This is a genomic window from Mesorhizobium sp. B2-4-3 (assembly GCF_006442815.1).
In the GTDB taxonomy this organism is placed as follows: Bacteria; Pseudomonadota; Alphaproteobacteria; order Rhizobiales; family Rhizobiaceae; genus Mesorhizobium.
The window spans coordinates 1-15,706 of record NZ_VFVL01000035.1; the positions used below are offsets into that span (position 1 = coordinate 1).

General features: G+C 62.5%; 16 protein-coding genes. 9 read left to right on the forward strand and 7 right to left on the reverse strand.

The genetic code is table 11. The features are described from left to right. The first annotated feature begins 228 nt into the window (after positions 1 to 228). Genes FJ956_RS25580 through FJ956_RS25590 form a run of 3 tightly spaced genes read left to right on the forward strand, consistent with a single transcriptional unit; the run spans position 229 to position 2,788 of the window. Positions 229 to 1,005, forward strand: a complete 777-nt coding sequence (locus tag FJ956_RS25580) for an ABC transporter permease (RefSeq protein WP_140681608.1) — start codon at positions 229 to 231, stop codon at positions 1,003 to 1,005. Beyond that, a complete protein-coding gene (locus FJ956_RS25585) occupies positions 1,002 to 1,775 on the forward strand; it encodes an ABC transporter ATP-binding protein (RefSeq protein ID WP_140681513.1) in 774 nt (257 codons plus the stop codon). Before FJ956_RS25580 ends, FJ956_RS25585 begins: the two co-directional genes overlap by 4 nt. Next, positions 1,772 to 2,788: an ABC transporter substrate-binding protein gene (locus FJ956_RS25590; RefSeq protein ID WP_140681515.1), complete on the forward strand. Its 1,017-nt coding sequence runs from the start codon at positions 1,772 to 1,774 to the stop codon at positions 2,786 to 2,788. The genes FJ956_RS25585 and FJ956_RS25590 overlap by 4 nt, the downstream gene beginning before the upstream one ends. A 56-nt stretch (positions 2,789 to 2,844) precedes the next feature. On the opposite strand, the gene FJ956_RS25595 is transcribed toward FJ956_RS25590, so the two are convergent. The 3 genes from FJ956_RS25595 to FJ956_RS25605 form a co-directional block, all read right to left on the reverse strand. Next, positions 2,845 to 3,633 carry a hypothetical protein gene (locus tag FJ956_RS25595; RefSeq protein WP_246672169.1) on the reverse strand — a complete coding sequence of 263 codons (789 nt, stop codon included), beginning with the start codon at positions 3,631 to 3,633 and terminating at the stop codon, positions 2,845 to 2,847. Positions 3,634 to 3,637: 4 nt separating this feature from the next. After that, positions 3,638 to 7,351 (reverse strand): tetratricopeptide repeat protein, encoded by a 3,714-nt coding sequence (locus FJ956_RS25600; protein WP_140681517.1) that lies wholly within the window; start codon positions 7,349 to 7,351, stop codon positions 3,638 to 3,640. A 193-nt stretch (positions 7,352 to 7,544) separates the two neighbouring features. After that, on the reverse strand, positions 7,545 to 8,177 hold the full coding sequence (locus FJ956_RS25605) for a S24 family peptidase (RefSeq protein ID WP_140681519.1): 633 nt from the start codon (positions 8,175 to 8,177) through the stop codon (positions 7,545 to 7,547). Positions 8,178 to 8,257: 80 nt separating this feature from the next. On the opposite strand from FJ956_RS25605, the gene FJ956_RS25610 reads away from it, so the two are divergent. The 5 genes from FJ956_RS25610 (at position 8,258) to FJ956_RS25630 (ending at position 12,127) form a co-directional block, all read left to right on the forward strand. Then, positions 8,258 to 8,539, forward strand: a complete 282-nt coding sequence (locus tag FJ956_RS25610) for a hypothetical protein (protein ID WP_140681521.1) — start codon at positions 8,258 to 8,260, stop codon at positions 8,537 to 8,539. Beyond that, the gene (locus FJ956_RS25615) at positions 8,536 to 8,850 is read left to right on the forward strand and encodes a hypothetical protein (RefSeq protein WP_140681523.1); all 315 of its coding nucleotides are present in this window, start codon (positions 8,536 to 8,538) and stop codon (positions 8,848 to 8,850) included. Before FJ956_RS25610 ends, FJ956_RS25615 begins: the two co-directional genes overlap by 4 nt. 86 nt (positions 8,851 to 8,936) lie before the next feature. Further along, entirely contained in the window at positions 8,937 to 9,731 is a 795-nt protein-coding gene (locus tag FJ956_RS25620) for a GcrA cell cycle regulator (RefSeq protein WP_140681525.1), read from the forward strand. A gap of 139 nt (positions 9,732 to 9,870) precedes the next feature. After that, positions 9,871 to 10,467, forward strand: coding sequence for a DUF6456 domain-containing protein (locus FJ956_RS25625; protein ID WP_140681527.1), 597 nt, complete (start codon positions 9,871 to 9,873; stop codon positions 10,465 to 10,467). 97 nt (positions 10,468 to 10,564) lie between these two features. Continuing rightward, positions 10,565 to 12,127, forward strand: a complete 1,563-nt coding sequence (locus FJ956_RS25630) for an ATP-binding cassette domain-containing protein (RefSeq protein WP_181181048.1) — start codon at positions 10,565 to 10,567, stop codon at positions 12,125 to 12,127. A gap of 52 nt (positions 12,128 to 12,179) precedes the next feature. Here the strand turns inward: FJ956_RS25630 and FJ956_RS25635 are convergent, their stop codons facing one another. The 4 genes from FJ956_RS25635 to FJ956_RS25650 form a co-directional block, all read right to left on the reverse strand. Then, positions 12,180 to 13,430, reverse strand: a complete 1,251-nt coding sequence (locus FJ956_RS25635) for a DUF763 domain-containing protein (RefSeq protein ID WP_140681531.1) — start codon at positions 13,428 to 13,430, stop codon at positions 12,180 to 12,182. Positions 13,431 to 13,543: 113 nt separating this feature from the next. Further along, entirely contained in the window at positions 13,544 to 13,879 is a 336-nt protein-coding gene (locus FJ956_RS25640) for a hypothetical protein (RefSeq protein WP_140681533.1), read from the reverse strand. Positions 13,880 to 14,003: 124 nt separating this feature from the next. Further along, entirely contained in the window at positions 14,004 to 14,357 is a 354-nt protein-coding gene (locus FJ956_RS25645) for a hypothetical protein (protein WP_140681535.1), read from the reverse strand. 174 nt (positions 14,358 to 14,531) lie between these two features. Then, entirely contained in the window at positions 14,532 to 14,855 is a 324-nt protein-coding gene (locus FJ956_RS25650) for a hypothetical protein (protein ID WP_140681537.1), read from the reverse strand. A gap of 254 nt (positions 14,856 to 15,109) precedes the next feature. On the opposite strand from FJ956_RS25650, the gene FJ956_RS25655 reads away from it, so the two are divergent. Beyond that, positions 15,110 to 15,463, forward strand: a complete 354-nt coding sequence (locus tag FJ956_RS25655) for a cupin domain-containing protein (protein WP_140681539.1) — start codon at positions 15,110 to 15,112, stop codon at positions 15,461 to 15,463. The last annotated feature ends 243 nt before the right edge of the window (positions 15,464 to 15,706 follow it).

The window sequence follows — 15,706 nt, forward strand, 5'->3', positions numbered from 1 at the left end:
ATGGGAAACTGTTCGCGATGTCTTCGCACACCTGTTCGCGATGTCCCCAGTCCATACACCCCCTTGTGGGGGAGATGCCTGGCAAGGCAGAGGGGGGCGCTGTCCCGCCAGCCTGTCAGTTGCTTGCGCCCTGTCGCGCAAGAGCCAGAGGACGGCGTTCCTTCGCGCCCCCCTCTGTCCTGCCGGACATCTCCCCCACAAGGGGGGAGATCAGCCGCCACCGCGGCCATCGCCAAAGCTGCCCCCGCCGCTCTCGCATTCGCCTTGCTCCTCCTAACTTGGGAACTCTACGCCCGCCTTGGCGGCATCGCCCCCACCGTCCTGCCGGCACCCTCGCGCGTGCTGGCGCAGGCCTGGGAGAACCGCGCGGCGCTGGCCGACAACACGCTTCCCACCCTCCGCGCCACGCTCTCCGGCTTTGCCTGCTCGCTCGTCGCCGCCTTCATCCTTTCGGCGCTGGTCGATTTCCTTCCCGCGTTGCGCCGCGCGCTGTTTCCGCTGCTCATCGCCAGCCAGACCTTGCCGCTGGTGGCGATCGCGCCGCTGGTGGTGCTGTGGTTCGGCTTCGGGCTGCTGCCAAAAATCCTGCTCGTGGCGCTGGTCACCTTCTTCCCGATGATGGTGGCATTGGTCGAGGGCTATGCCGCCACAGCCAAGGAGATCAGCCAGATGCTCGCCGCCATGGGAGCAGGGCGCTGGCGCATCTTTTGGCTGGCGCGGCTGCCGTCGGCGCTGCCCTATTTCTTCGCCGGACTGCGCATCTCCATCACTTATGCCGTGGTGGGCGCCATCTTCGCCGAATATGCGGGCGCCGCGAAGGGGCTCGGCATCTACATGCTCAGCGCCAAGAACAATTTCCGCCCCGACCTGGTGCTTGCCGCCGTCGCGGTCAGCTCGGCGCTGACGCTGGCGCTGTTCGGCCTTGCCGTGCTCGTCCAGCGTCTCGCCATGCCTTGGGAACGTGCAGACGGCAGATCCGATCCTTCCGCCGCAGGCCGGCCATGACCCGGCTCGAGCTCCGCGACGTGCGAAAAAACTTCGGCGCGCTCGAGGTGCTGGCCGGCGTCTCGCTCCATGTCGGCCCGGGCGAGTTCGTCTCGATCCTCGGTCCCTCCGGCGCCGGCAAGTCGACACTGTTCCAGCTGCTCACCGGCGCGATCCGGGGCGAGGGCGAGATGCGCTTCGACGGCGCGCCGCTCGATGGCGCCCGCTTCGCCTTCATGCCGCAGCGCGACGCGCTGATGCCGTGGCGGCGCGTTATCGACAATGCGACGCTGGGACTCGAAGTGCAGGGCACGAAGCGTCGCGTGGCGCGTGAGCGCGTGGCGCCGCTGTTCGCCGAATTCGGCCTTGCCGGTTTCGAGCGCGCCTGGCCGGCCGAGCTGTCCGGCGGCATGCGCCAGCGCGCTGCGCTGCTGCGCACCGTGGTGCAGCAGCGCGACATGCTTTTGCTCGACGAGCCGTTCGGCGCACTTGACGCGCTCACCCGCGCGGCCATGCAGTGTTGGCTGGAGACGATGTGGCGAAACCATCGCTGGACCGCGCTGCTCATCACCCATGACGTGCGCGAAGCCGTGCTTCTGTCCGACCGTATCTATGTGCTTTCGGCGCGGCCCGCGCGCGTGGTGCGCGAGGTGGCCGTGCCGTTGCCGCGCCCGCGCACCGAGAGCGCAGCGCTTGCCCGCGAGGCCGCCGCGATCGAGGCCGGCATCCTCGACACCCTGCTTGGCCAATTCGATCCGAACTCCCGACCATCCAATGGAGAATTGAAATGACCGACCTGACCCGCCGCCAGGCGCTGTTTCTGGCCGCCGGCCTGCCTCTTGCCGGGGCCGTGACGCACGCCCTTGCCGCCGCCCTGCAAAAAATCACGGTCGCGCTCGACTGGACCGTCAACACCAACCACATCGGCCTGTTCGTCGCCCGCGACAAAGGCTTCTATCGCGACGCCGGCCTTGACGTGGAAATCCTGCCCTATGGCGATACCGGCTCGGGCACGCTGGTCGCCAACCGTGTCGCCGATTTCGGCATTTCCGGCTCGCTCGGCCTCTTCACCCAGAAGAGTGCTGGCGCCGACCTGAAGGCCGTCTACGCCGTCGTCCAGTCGGAGACCGGCCGCGTCGTCTTCAACGCCGACCGCGCGGTGATCAAAAGCCCGAAAAATCTCGACGGCCTGACCTATGGCGGCTTCGGCAGCGCCTGGGAAAACGCGCTGCTCTCGACCATCATCCGTCATGACGGCGGCAAGGGCGACTTTTCGACCGTGACGCTAGGGACGTCCGCATACGATGCACTGGCCAACGGCTCGGTCGATTTCACGCTGGAAGTCTCGACCTGGGAAGGCGTCGAGGCCGAGCTGAAAGGCCTCAAGCAGCGCAGCTTCCGCTATGCCGATTACGGCGTGCCGGACGAGCACACCACGCTGATCGTCTCCAGCAATGCCTTCCTTGCCGCCAATCCGAAAGCCGGCGCCGCTTTCGTCAAGGCAACGCGACGTGGCTATGCCTTCGCGGTCGATCAGGCGCGGGAGGCGGGCGACCTGCTGGTCGCCGCCAACAAGGACACGCTCACCAACCCGGCGCTGATCGATGCCTCGCTGAAGGCGCTGAACGACGGGCATTTCCTGAAGAGCGCCGATGGCGCCATCGGCACGATGGACAAGGCGAAGATGGAGGCGATGGGCGGGTATCTGTTTGCCTCGGGGATATTGCTCGACGGCAATGGCAAGGCGCTGAAGGAGAAGCCGGATATCGAGGCATATTTCAGCAACGAGTTTCTGGGCGTCTGAGAGGACGAAGGAACGCGGTGTCGCGCCGGAACCCGTCCGGAAATCCGGTGCGGAGCCTAATTCTCAACGATGGCGCGAAGCAGCGCGGTTTTGATGTGCCACCCGGGTTCGCCATGCAGTAACAGGGCGGCCTCATAGAATCTCGCCATGGCCGGGCACAGGCCCGGGAAGTCCTGGTTGGCGTTCGAGATAGCCTCCATCTCGGCCGACGTGCCGCCGATCTTTGTGAAAACGTCGGCGACCAGCGACCAGTCCTGATCGCTAGGCACGGCCGCCGGTAGGCCGCTTCTTTTGGCGGCGCCGAAGGCGCGGAACAGCGTGGCGCCGATCCTGTCCAGGTCAGCCAGGAAATCGTGGCCGGGCGCACTGATCGCGTCCGGCCCGTTGCGCAGGTAATTGTTGCAGGTGGCCGGTGTTTCGCGCGCCATGACATGATTGAGCATGTCGAGTTGCGCCGAAAGTGCTTCCGAAGCGTTGCTGTCGGGGGTCGTGGGTAGGAGTGGCGCATATCTGTGCCTGAGATCGGCGACCGCCTGTCTGCTCACATTGCGCACATCCTGCGCGTTGCCCGAACGGGCGGCGGCCATGATCTTCTGCAGCATCGCATCGTAGTCGTCCGGAAAATCCCGGGCGATAGCCTCGAATATCTGGAGACCCTGCTTCCGGATCTCGGCATCGATGTCGGCGGCGGTCAGCGGTTGGGGCGGCTTCACCACCGACTGATAGTGGTGATATCTGCCGCCGCCGAACATCGCTGGCATCACGTCAGACCCAACGATACTTACGGGGATGACCGCCACCACTTGCAACCATTTCCACGGTGACATCCGCCTGCGCTCCGACACCTGCTCACTCCGCTCCGAGGCTCAGCGCTTTGTTGCGGTCGGCTTCGGCGCGTTTGCGATTGCCCTTGGCCTCCCATGCTTTGCTTCGCGCCTCATATAGCCGGGCGAAGTTCGGATTGAGCTCTATGCCTTTGCTGAGGTCGGCAATCGCTCCGTCATAGTCCCCTCTGGTTTTCCGGATCACGCCGCGACCATAGTAGCCGGACACGTTTTTGGGATCGAGAACGAGCGCCTTTTGGAAGTCGCCGTATGCGCCATCGATGTCATGCCGGCTCATCCGTACTAAACCGCGATCCGCATGAATCTTCGCTTCGGTAGGGGCAAGGCTGACGGCTTTGTCGTAATCGGCCAGAGCCTGCTCAAAGTTGCGTTTCAAGGTAAGGCTTTGAGCACGGCCGTAATAGGCTGCGGCATTGTTCGGATCGAGGTCGATCGCCTGGTCGAATTCTGCGATGGCGCGGTCATAGTCGCCCTTCTCCTGCAGCGCACGACCCTGTTTGAAGAACACCAGGGCGCTTGCCTGTTTGATGCCTTGTGAGAGGGAATCTAGGCCGAGCGCCTCCTTGGTGGACTTGGCGGGCTGGCTCGAGCGAGATGCCCTCTCCTTTGCGGCCATCGCCAGTTTTCGACCCTGACGGGCCATTTCGGATTTAGGATCGAGCTCGAGCGCCCGGTCGAGATCGGCGGCGGCGCGGTCGAAATCACCCATGGAGTACCAGGTGCTGCCGCGGCCGAAATAAAACGGGGCATAGTCCGGTTTCATCTCGATCGCACGGTTGAAATCGGCGATCGCCTTTTCCGGCTCGTGCATCTTCACGAGTATAAGAGCGCGGCCGTGATAGGCTGGGATGTAGGATGGATCGATATCAAGCGCTCGGTTGAGATCGGCCAGGGCCCCGTCATAGTCGCCCTTTTGCAGGCGCGCCCTGGCGCGCGCCGAATAGGTCGATGGTTCGTTTGGCGCGAGCGCCACGGCGCGGCTGTATTCAGCGACGGCACGATCGTATTTGCGCTTCTTGTAGGCCGCGTCGCCGCGCTCGAGCGCCGCCACCAAGGCCGCTGGATCCGGAGCGGCTTCGGCCGTCCCTGCTTCGTTTTCGCCTGTCGCCGCCACCGCTGCCCTGCGGGCTACGGCGTAGTCACCATTGTCGGGGTCTAGCTTGAGCGCCTGGTCGAAATCGGCGATGGCGCCGGCATAGTCTTTCCGGTCTGCCCGCGCCATGCCGCGCGCATAGTAGCTGGCGTCATGCCCCGGATCGATCCCGATCGCCACCGAATAGGCGGCGATGGCGCGCCCGGTGTCGCCCTTGGCGTGCCAGGCCATGCCTTTGCAATAGTGGGCGTCGCGCGCTTTCGGGTCGAGCGTCGCTGCCCGATCGCAATCACCAAGCGCGCCATCGACGTCGCCGGATGTCACCTTGGCGATGCCCCGGTGAAAATGCGCGGCGGCAAAATTGGGGGCAAGCTGGATGACCCTGTCGAAGTCGGCGATCGCCTGGCCGTAATCGCGTGTGGCTGCCCTGGCCCTGCCTCGGCCGAAGTAGCCGAAGCGGTTGTCGGGGTCGAGAACGATCACCAGGTCATATGAGCCGATCGCCTTGTCGTATTTGCCCATGTCCAGCCAGGCATCGCCCCCCAGGATAGCTTGCAGGGCGCGCGGGTCTTTTGTCTCCAGCGACTTTGCTGCCAGCGTGTCGTCCGTAGCCGCCAAATTCGGACGGACGATTTGTGGCTTTGGAGCAGCGGCCGCCGCCTTCGGCTGCTCAGGGTCCTGCGACGGTTCAGTTTTGCCCTCATCGCCGGCAGCCTGCTCGTCGCAGCTTGCCGACCGCGTGGAATCCAACTCCACGGCGCGCCGGCAATCCGCCGCCGCGCCGGCCCTGTCGCCCTTGAGCGTCCTGGCGCGGCTGCGGCCCAGATAGGCGTCGGCATTGTCGGGGTCGAGGCTGATCGCCTTGTCAAAATCGAGCAGCGCGCCGTCGACGCCGTATTTCGACAACCGCATCTGGGCGCGCTCGAGCAGTGTCTTGGCGGTCGCCGGATCCCCGTTTGGCTGCGTAGCGGTCGGCTGTTGGCCAGGCAGATTTTCCCAACACGTGCCTGCGCGTTTCCGATCGAGTTCGACCGCTCGCCGGCAATCGCCGATGGCGAGGTCGAAATTGCCGACGAGTGCCTCGGCGATCGAGCGGTTGTAATAGGCATCTGCGTTGTAGGGATCGAGGCCGATGACAAAGCTGAATGTATCTATCGCGCCCTTGGGGTCGATCTGCATCGCCTGCAACCCCGATTTGAGGTTCCAAGCAATGGCGGCGGAGTTATCCTGCTTGGCATATAGTTGCGGCGGCGCATATGTGGGGGGCGGTGTAGGCTTGGCCGCCTGCTGCTCAGCGGGGACTGGGACATCAGCCTGATTGGTCGCAGTGCTCGGCGACTGCAGCACGGGTTGCCCGTTCGCCCTGCTCTTGCTGATTTGGACGCTGAGCCTTTCTTTGCGGTAGTCGGCGTTGGCCGGATCGAGCGCGATCGCTTTGTCGAGGTCCGCAATTGCCTTGTCGGGATCCTTCGCCTCCCAGACGACTGCCCGCTCGAAATACGATTTTGGATCGTCGGAGCTGATGGCAATCGCTTTGTCGAGGTCGGCAAACGCCTCTCGTGAATTGCCGATCTGGGCCATGGTCATGCCGCGCACGCGGTAAGCTTGGGCGTTGGCCGGATCGCGGCGAACGGCTTCATCCAGATCGGCGATAGCGCGGGCATAATTCTTCTTTGAGGCCCAGCTCTTGGCGCGGTTGAAGTGGAAAGCGGAACTTGCTGGATTGAGCCGGATCGCCTCGTCGAATGCGGCGATGGCGCGGGTATGGTCGCCCTTTTCCTGCCACTCTACTCCAATCGCATTTTGAGCAGAAGCTGGGTTCGGGTCGGTCGCGCCGTCGCCCGGCTCACCGAAAGCCTCGACAATCAGTCGCGTGCAATCGCGCCCCTTGTCCGCATCGATATTGGCGATGCGCTTGCAATCGGCCTTGGCTCGCTTGCGATCACGCTCGGCGATCGATGAGCGGGCGCGGTCTAGGTAAGGAGCGATAGGGTCAATACGGACGCTCTCCGCTTTGTCGTAGTCGGCCTGGGCTCGCGCTGCGTCGCCCTTGTCTTCCCACACAACGCCGCGCACGCCATAGGCCATTTCATTGGCGGGATCGATGTCGATTGCCTTGTCGCAATCGGCGATAGCCCGATCATGCTCGCCTTTCTTATTGAGCGCCAGCGCGCGATCGGCATATCGGCTTGCGTCATCCGGCGTAAGCGCGATCGCTTTTGTGTAGTCCGCGACGGCCCGGTCGAAATCCCCTTTGCTCTCCCAGGCGATGGCGCGATTGGTAAATGCGCTGACGTAAGTCGGATCGAGCGCGATCACCTCGTTCATATCGGCGATGAGGTGGGCAATATCGTTCCTCTGTGCATAGGCCAGGCCGCGCACAAAATAGGCGCTTACGCGAAGATCAGGCACCTCGCCTCTGTCCTCGGCGATTGCGGTGCAGGCGGCAACCTGCCGGTCGGCGGAGACTTTGCTCTCGCTGAAGCAAGTGTTGTAGTCTTTGCCAGCCGCGAATGTTTTGCTGCCGAAAGCGCCAAGCACAACCACCCCTGCCAGCGCCAGGAGCGGCCCGCGCGGAACCCAGGCAACAAACGCGCGCTTCAGCGCGCCGGTGCGGCGTGACATGATTGATCCTCCCCCCGGAGCGACCGCGACTGCTCTCGCGGATGCCTATATAGTTCTGTTTTTGTTCCCTAATGCAAGCAGAAATTGCGGTGGTTGCATTTATGCCCTTGGGTGGGCCAAATGGCGCCTGGCGAGGACCTTGCGAGAGGGAAGCAAAGCAGCGCTTCAGTTTGGCGGCATCGTTCCCAACGGCTCACATATCGATCATCGACCGCTTCACCCGCCCGATGACGGTGATCGCGCCTTCCAGCTCCGGCGGCGGGATGTCTAGGTAGGACGCCGGCTGGAACGGCGGATTGTCGTTCGGCCGCCAGCGCTTGTAGGTGGCGCGTCCCGTCTCGTCCGAGATCACGTAGCAGCCATTGGTCACCAGCCGCTTGTCGCGCAAATTGACGAAGATGATCGAATCCGGCGGCGAGATCTTGTTCATCGACGGACCATCGACGCGCAGCGCGATCCATTCGCCTTCCTCGAGGTCGGCGGTGGGGATGGTCGGATAGTCGGAGAGGTTGACCACGCTGTCCTGGCTGCCGAGCTCGCCGGCGCTGATCCACGACACGATCGGCACGTCGACGGTGATGGGCGAGGGCATGAGACTGACGGGCGCCGCTTCCGCGCCATCGGCATTGAACAGGAGCCAGCCGGGGTCGACGCCGAACAGCCGGCCGTATTTCTCGGCCGCTTTCCGGGACAAAGGCCGGTTGCCGTTCTCATGGCTGATCAGCGTGTTCTTGTTGATGTCGCGCAAGGCGCGGGCCGCATCGCTGGGCGAGGCATAGCCGGCCTGGGCGCGCGCCTGCTGCAATCTGTGCCGGGAATCCATCATCGTACAAAATGCCTGAGAATAATCGTCCAAAGTGTACGATTTTGCTTGCGCGTCATTCGTACATATCGTACGCTTAGCGCATGATCGTACATTCCGCAAGCTCTTCCGCATCGCCCGTCGGCGGATCCGCCCAGCCCGCCCGCATTCCGGAGCTTATTGATTCCTGGCAGGGCATCGGTGCCTTCGCCGCCGACATCGGCTGCGGCTACGAGGCGGCGCGGCAGATGCGCCGGCGCGGCCGCATCGCGCCGCAACACTGGCCGCATGTGGTGGCGGCAAGCCGCAGGCACGGCATCGCCGGCGTCAGCTGCGAATGGCTGGCCAGCCATGCCGCGGCCACCGTGCAAGGGGAGGCGGCATGAACGCGCGTCCCTCGATCCCTGAATTCCAATCGATCCCTGAATTCCAATCGCCCGGACTGTCCTCCTCCCCGGTCCGGGCGCTTTCTGGGGCTTGCGCCCCGGATCCGGACGAACCGCCCGCACCCCGGTTCGCCGGAGCGGCCGGAGCCGTTCCTCCCCCGGCTCCGGCCGCCACTTGTGGCGGCGCATCTTGCATCCGCACCGAGGACGGCACCGTCATCCTGTTCGACCGGGCGACGGGCCTTGCGGTGTCGGGCCTGACGCGCGCCGCGGCCGAGGCAGCGCTGCTTCGGCTGACCGGCGCCGCCTGACTTCAACCGATCGCTGACCTGATTGCGGCCTCGCGGCCGAACCCTGGCGCTCGTCCGCGCCTTCGACAAGCAAATGGAATGAGAAGATGGCCGCCGCCTACACGCAAAAGGAAATCGACGAGATCGCCGCCTGGCTGAAGGAGGGGCTTTCGGCCTCGCGCATCGCCGGCCGCTTCAGCGCGCTGCGCGGCAGCCCGGTCTCGCGCAACGCCATCATCGGCATCGTCCACCGCAACGCGGGCTTGAGCGCCATCGGCTTCGCCAACCCCAAGGGCGGCCGCGCCGGCGGCCGGCCAAGGAAGCATGCCGCGCGGCCGGATCGCCCCGGCCGGTGCGCCAGGGTGGCCGCCGGAGGCGTGACGCTCTCCGAGCCGGCCGCGCTCTCAAGGCATGCCGAGCTGCTAGAGGCCGCCGACGCCGCAACCGCCAATCTCCCCCCAAGTGGGGGAGATGCCCGGCAGGGCAGAGGGGGGCGCTGTCCCGCCGACCTCTCAGCCTATGACCCCCGGGTGAATCCGGATGCCGTCACCGCCCGCGCGCCCAAGAAACGCAAAACCCGCAAACCCGCGCGCACCTTGCCGCCGGCCTGGCTCGCCCCCGGCGAGCGCGAGAAATCCGAAGCGCATCTCTACAAGCTCCCGGCCCCGCCGCCTCCGGTAAACCCTGGCCGCCAGCCGCATGTCGCGGCGATGCGTTTCCTCGATTGTCTGTTCGGCCGCTGCCGCGCGCCGCTCGACCTGGCGCTGCGCGAAACGCCGGAACACGATCCCGCCGGCGCGCGCCCGGGACCGGACATGCTCTGCTGCGGCTTGCCGACATCGGCCACGCGCTCCTACTGCGCCCATCACCATGCAAGGTTTCACGGCCATCGCGGCGGGTGATGTGATTGGGGAAACAACGATGGGCGCTGCGTCGGAGCTGCTGATCTCCCCCTTGCGGGGGAGATGTCCGGTAGGACAGAGGGGGGTGCTGTCCCGCCGGCCTTCCAATTTCCATTCTCGTCAAGACAAGGACCGCACCATGCCCCGCAAAGCCGTCAAGAAACCCCAGCCGCCGAAACTCCCCAAGGGCGAGGCCGAGCAGGTGCGCATCCGCCGCGAGATCGGCCACGACTTTGCGCTGAAGCCTGACGGCTTCGGCCGCCAGCGCCTAACCTCCGGTACGGCGGAAGCGCGCCGCGTCTACGAGGTGTCGAACGGCGGCTACACCTCCACCGGCGGCGTCGTGCGCCTGCGCAATGTCGACCCGCTGGTGGGCATCACCTCGCTCAGCCGCCAGCAGCGCGAGGCCGGCCAGCGCTTTCGCGACGATTTCGAGCGCAGCCAGCGCGAGGGCCTGCAGCCGCAATCCTGGAGCGAGCGCGTCGATAGCGGACGCCTGGGCGGTGGCGTTCCCGACCGGGTGCTCTCAGCCGGCCGGGCGCATGCCCACGCCGCGGCCGCGCTCGCCCACTGGGAGGTGGCGGAGGTGGTGCGAAAAATCGGCCTCGAAGGCCAGTCGGTGAAGGCCATCGCCGAACGCAGCGGCGAAGGGCGCGACGTGGTGGTGAAGCTGCTGAAGGTGGGGTTGGATCTGTTGGCGGTGCATTATGGGATGATGGGTCGGAGGGCGGGGTAGTGGGCCTCAGCGGCATCTGAGAATATGACTCAGCAGGGAATGACAAATTAGCGCGGCTCGCCGTATGGTGGCGGTTAGGCACCGAGGATTCGATACGATGACCCACAGCGCTCTACCGCTTCTTATTGACGATATATATTTTGGGGAGAGGGATGGCCTTCATGAATATATGAAGCAAGAAAGGCTTGAGGCAAATATTCTAGATAACTCTTTTGTTAATCCGCCAAAAGTTAAACTCCAGGAGCTTTATACGGGTGCTCGGTATATAATTGCCGGCCCTAAGGGGGCGGGAAAGACTACTTTACTGTGGCATCTAAAGCGAAGTGCTCCAAATCATCAAAGTAAAGTTATTCTTTTCAAATCTCAGATCAGAAAAGAGGATCGTGATCGTCTTGATAAAATGATCGACATGGTCATTGTGGAGGATCAAAGGAAATTCAAGGTAGAGGCTGATTATAAAACTATTTGGGAATGGTATATACTTAAGAATGTAGTCAGATTGATGTCCCCAGAAAGCATTTTGTCGGGCCACGATATTTACAAAGACATTGCAATAATACTTGAGGCTGATAAAAGAAAATTCAACACGTTATACGAAAAAATGTATTTAAACAGTGCGAAGGGTCAGGTAAAAATATCGTTTGACATCGGTATGTTGAAGACCGAGCTCGGTGCCGAGATTGAAGCCAGACGCGAGCAGGGTGATAAAATATCGCTGCTAGATCTGGTTAGACTGGTTCAGGATGCTCTTCCATCAATTAAGTTAAAGGTAGATTATCCGGTACGCCTTTATTTTGATGAGCTGGAGTTCTTTATGAGTGAGGACGGTGACGGCGAACGGGATCGTCGTATGGTAAGGGATTTGCTTTTTGCGTCATACACGACAAACACAATTTGTACGGCGTGTGGCCTTGATGTTGTTGTGTACGCCAGCGTTCGTACAGAACTCTTAAACTCAATTGGCGGGTCAACGCAAGAAATAAACAAAATAGTAAATGCTTTCGGAGTTGTACTAAATTGGTATCATGAGGATGTGGAGACTCACCCAGTCTTGACAATTTTCTCAAATAAAATACAGAACTCAGAAATAATGAAAGTTGGGAGATATTCAGAAGATGTCTGGAAAACCTACTTTCCGATGTCGGTCAGGGGTAAAGGGATAAAGCGATATTTGCTGGATATCGGCCTTCATCGACCGAGAGGGGTTCTTCTTGGGATAATATCAGCTGTTGGGACTGCTGGAGAAAGAGATCGATTCACTGAGAATGATTTTTTGGACACCGAGGAAACGTATGGCGCGTACATGTTAGAAGAGTTTGTTGACGAGATTGCCGCTACTTACGACGAGCCTGCTACTGAACTTATTATATCTTTGTTCAGGGGTAATCACTATGCCTTTACACGAGCCGATTTTGACGGCCGTTTGCGCAAGACGTCGGCGACGAACAAGGCGGCCAAGGCAATACTAGAGCGCTCTGGTACCGATAATCTTCTAAAGTTGCTTTTCCGGATTGGAATGATCGGGAATCATTTCGATATTGAGGAAGCTGGGGTACCCAAAAATCGGCAAGTCTGGGCTGTACGAGGAGCCACAGAACCGCTTTTGGAGAAGCGTTTCGTTCTTCATCAATCCGTTCGCAAGGTCTTGGCTACTGTCTGACGGAGTTCTTTTTACGCCCGGCAATTCGGGCATCTGCCCCGAGTTTGCTGCCTTAGTCTCCCGGCTTCCCCTCCCACCCGAACACGCTCCGTCCGCCCAGCAGATGCGACTGGTCCATCTCGCCCGCCACGATCTCCTTCAAGCTCGGCCCCGTCACATAGCGTTCCATCCGGCGTGACTCGCCGTCCAGCCGCCTCAGCGCCTCCAACTCCTCGGTTCTTCCGAGCTTTGCCTTACCCACCGCCGATTTCAGCACGCCGATCGTCTCGTCATAGACTTTCAGCGGCACGGGGAAGGGGTGGCGGTCCTTGCCGCCGTGGGCGAGCGAGAAGCGCGCCGGGTCGGAGAAGCGGAAGGGCGCGCCGTGCACAACTTCCGAGACCATGGCCAGCGCCCGCACCGTGCGCGGGCCGACACCGGGGACGAGCAGCAGCTCGGGAAAATCCTTCGGGCCGCTTTCGATGGCCGAGGCGATGTTGCCATGCAGGCGGCGCATGACGATGTCGCTCTCGCGCACGTCGTGATGCGCGGGCATGACGAGGTTGGGCAACAGCAGCTGCGCGGCGGGTTCCGGTTCGGGCTTCCTGTTTCCCGGGGGCTCCAGCGCGGCCAACTCGGTCAGGATCTTTTCCGGGCTCATGGTCTTGAGCAGCTCGATCTGGCTTCCACGCGCTTTCTCGGCGCGACGGTCGGTGAGGTTGACGATCTCGCCCTGGCGCTCGCCCTCGATCGCCGCGTGCGGCTGGTCGACGAAGCTCTCCAGCCCCTCCGACAGCCAGTGGTAGCGGCGCGCCTGGCGGGCGTCGCCGTTCATGCCTTGCTGCACCACCACCCAGCGCCCGTCATCGGTGACGATGAAGCCGTGCAGATAGAGGTCGTAGCCGTCCTGCACGGCCGCACTGTCCACCTTGGCGACGAGGCGGCTGGCTGTCGCAAGCGCCTCGCCGTCAAGCCCGACGCGGTCGCCGATGGCCAGCAACTCGCCGGGCGTCTTGCGCGAATGCGCACCGCGCCCGCCGCAGACATGGATGCCGAGCTCGTTGCTGAGCGGGTTCAGGCCTCGCTTCAGCGCGCCGATGACCGAGGTGGTGATACCGGAAGAATGCCAGTCCATGCCCATCACGGCGCCGAAAGACTGGAACCAGAAGGGATGTGCCAGGCGCCGCAAAAGCTCGTCGCGGCCGTAATGGTGGATGATGGCTTCGCACAGCACCGCGCCGAGCTTGGTCATCCGATCGCCCAGCCATTTCGGGACCCGCCCGCCATGCAGTGGCAGGTCGGCGCTGCCGCTTCGCTGCGTCAAGGATTTTCTCCGTGGATGACGGAGAGTTAGATGGCATTTTGCCGGGAATTTGCAAGGCGCCGACGCGATCTCCCCCACGAGGAGGGAGATCAGTCCGCCGGCCGTATCACCCGCTAATACCTGTAATAGTACCCGTGGTGATGCCTGTGGTGCCGGTAATGATGCCTGTGATGGTACCGGTGGGGATAGACGTAGTAGTGCCTATAGTACCGATGGTACCGGTAGTGCGGATAGCGGACCACGTAGCCGGGATAATCGTCGTAGTAGCGTGGGCCGTAATAGCGGCCGCCGTAATCGTAGAACGGGCCGCCATAGAACGGGCCGCCGTAGAACGGATAGCCGCCAAACGGCCCGATACCGAGACCGAAGAATCCGTGCGCGTCTGCCGGCGCGACCGTGGCCACTGCCGAAGCGACGGCGATTGCCGAGGCAAGTAGAAGCTTTTTCATGGCAAACCTCCTCCTGAAGGTTCGCACTGACAACGCTTGACGAGCCGAAAAGCTGCCTAAGGCAGTGGGGCCAGCGCGAAAATCGGCGGGATTTGAAGCCGCGCCTGCTTCCCGGCGGATACGGCTAGCTGCAGACGCGCGCCTCCCGCGTGAACCTGTGGTCATGGCTGCGGGTTCTCACGGTTTCGATCCGGCAATGGCGGCCGTGCTTTACGACACGATAGCGGCTCGGCGGGGCAACATAGCCGCCTTCATAGTCGTTGCTGTAGGCCGGGCCGTAGCCGGGCCCATCATCCAGATAGGGGCCGCCCCAATAGGAGCCGTAGACCGGAGCGTAGTTGTAACTGTCGTAAAAATCGCCGAAAGGGCCGTAGCCGAAATAACTGCCGCCCAGGAATACGTTGCCGGCATCCGCCGATGTGACGACGGCCGCCGTCGAGGCCAGGGCGAACACCGAGGCAAACAGGAACTTTTTCATGGCAACCTCCTGAAGGTTCACCCATGACAACGTGCGGCATGCCGAAAAATTGCGCCGCGACGCACAATCAGCAACATTTGAAGGCTTCGTGAGCGCTCGAAGCGGTCCAGGCACACGTCGGCTAATAGCGCGGAGCGGGCGAAAGCCGTTCCGCGCTATCCAACCAGGGGTGATTTAGTAACCGCCGTAGCCGTTGCCGCAGACGCGCACTTCTTCCACCACGCGGTGGTGGTGGCGCCAGTGGGTCACCAGTTCGGTGCGGCAATGATGGCGATGATAGCGGTGATGGTAGCGCACCACATAGCCGCCATTGTCGTAATCGTCATTGTAGACATGGCGATAATAGCGGTGAGGGTAGTATCCGCCATAGTCGTCGTAATAGCCGTCATCATAGCCCGGCCCGATGCCGATACCCAGTTGCACGCTACCGGCGCTGGCCGGCGCGATCGCGAACGCCGAGGCGATGGCGATCATCGAAGCAAGCAGAAGCTTTTTCATCGCTGCCTCCTTGAGTTGCAGGACGCCCCTTCGAGAGATAAACGGTTTCGACGGGGCCGGTGTTCCGAGGAAAATGCGCGGCTCCATCTCCGGGACGAGCCCGCTCGCATATGCAGGAAAACGCTCGCTTCCCTCGCAAGGTGTACGGACCAGGGGGAGAATGGCGCGTCGCGCGACGTCGCAGCATCGCTCGCGCACCCTTGGCGCCATCGGCTATGCCACACCTGACGTAAATCTCAACCGTAGGAGCTCCCATGACCAAGCAGACCATTCTCAAATTCGGCGCCGTCGAGCATGCGGAAGGCGGCGATCTGCCGGGCTGGGTCGCGGTCGAAGGCTCGCCGACCATGCAGACGGCCGTGCAGCACACCACCGAGGACGGCAAGGTGATGTCCGGCACCTGGCGCGCTTCGCCCGGCACCTACCACGCCACCTACACCGACTATGAATTCGTCCACATGATCGCCGGCCGCATCATCATCACGCCCGACGGCGGCGAGCCGGTCGAGGTCGGCCCCGGCGATGCTTTCGTGGTCGAGGCCGATTTCAAAGGGACGTGGAAGATCCTCGAGCCGGTGACCAAGCATTTCGTCGTCGTGGTGGGGTGAGGGGGGAATTTTCGTCATTCTAGGGCGAAGCAAGGAGCGAAGCGACGCGCAGACCCTAGAATCCATGCCGTGACGTTGGCCGTAAAATGCAGCGGTGCAGAATAGTCGTCGATCGCAGCACCCGCTAGGATCGCCGCATGACCGGCTTTGTTTACATGACTGCGAGCCAGAAAGGCGGCACGATTACATTGGTGTCACCAATGACCTTGGTCGGCGAATGCCCGAGCACAAGACCAGCCAGGG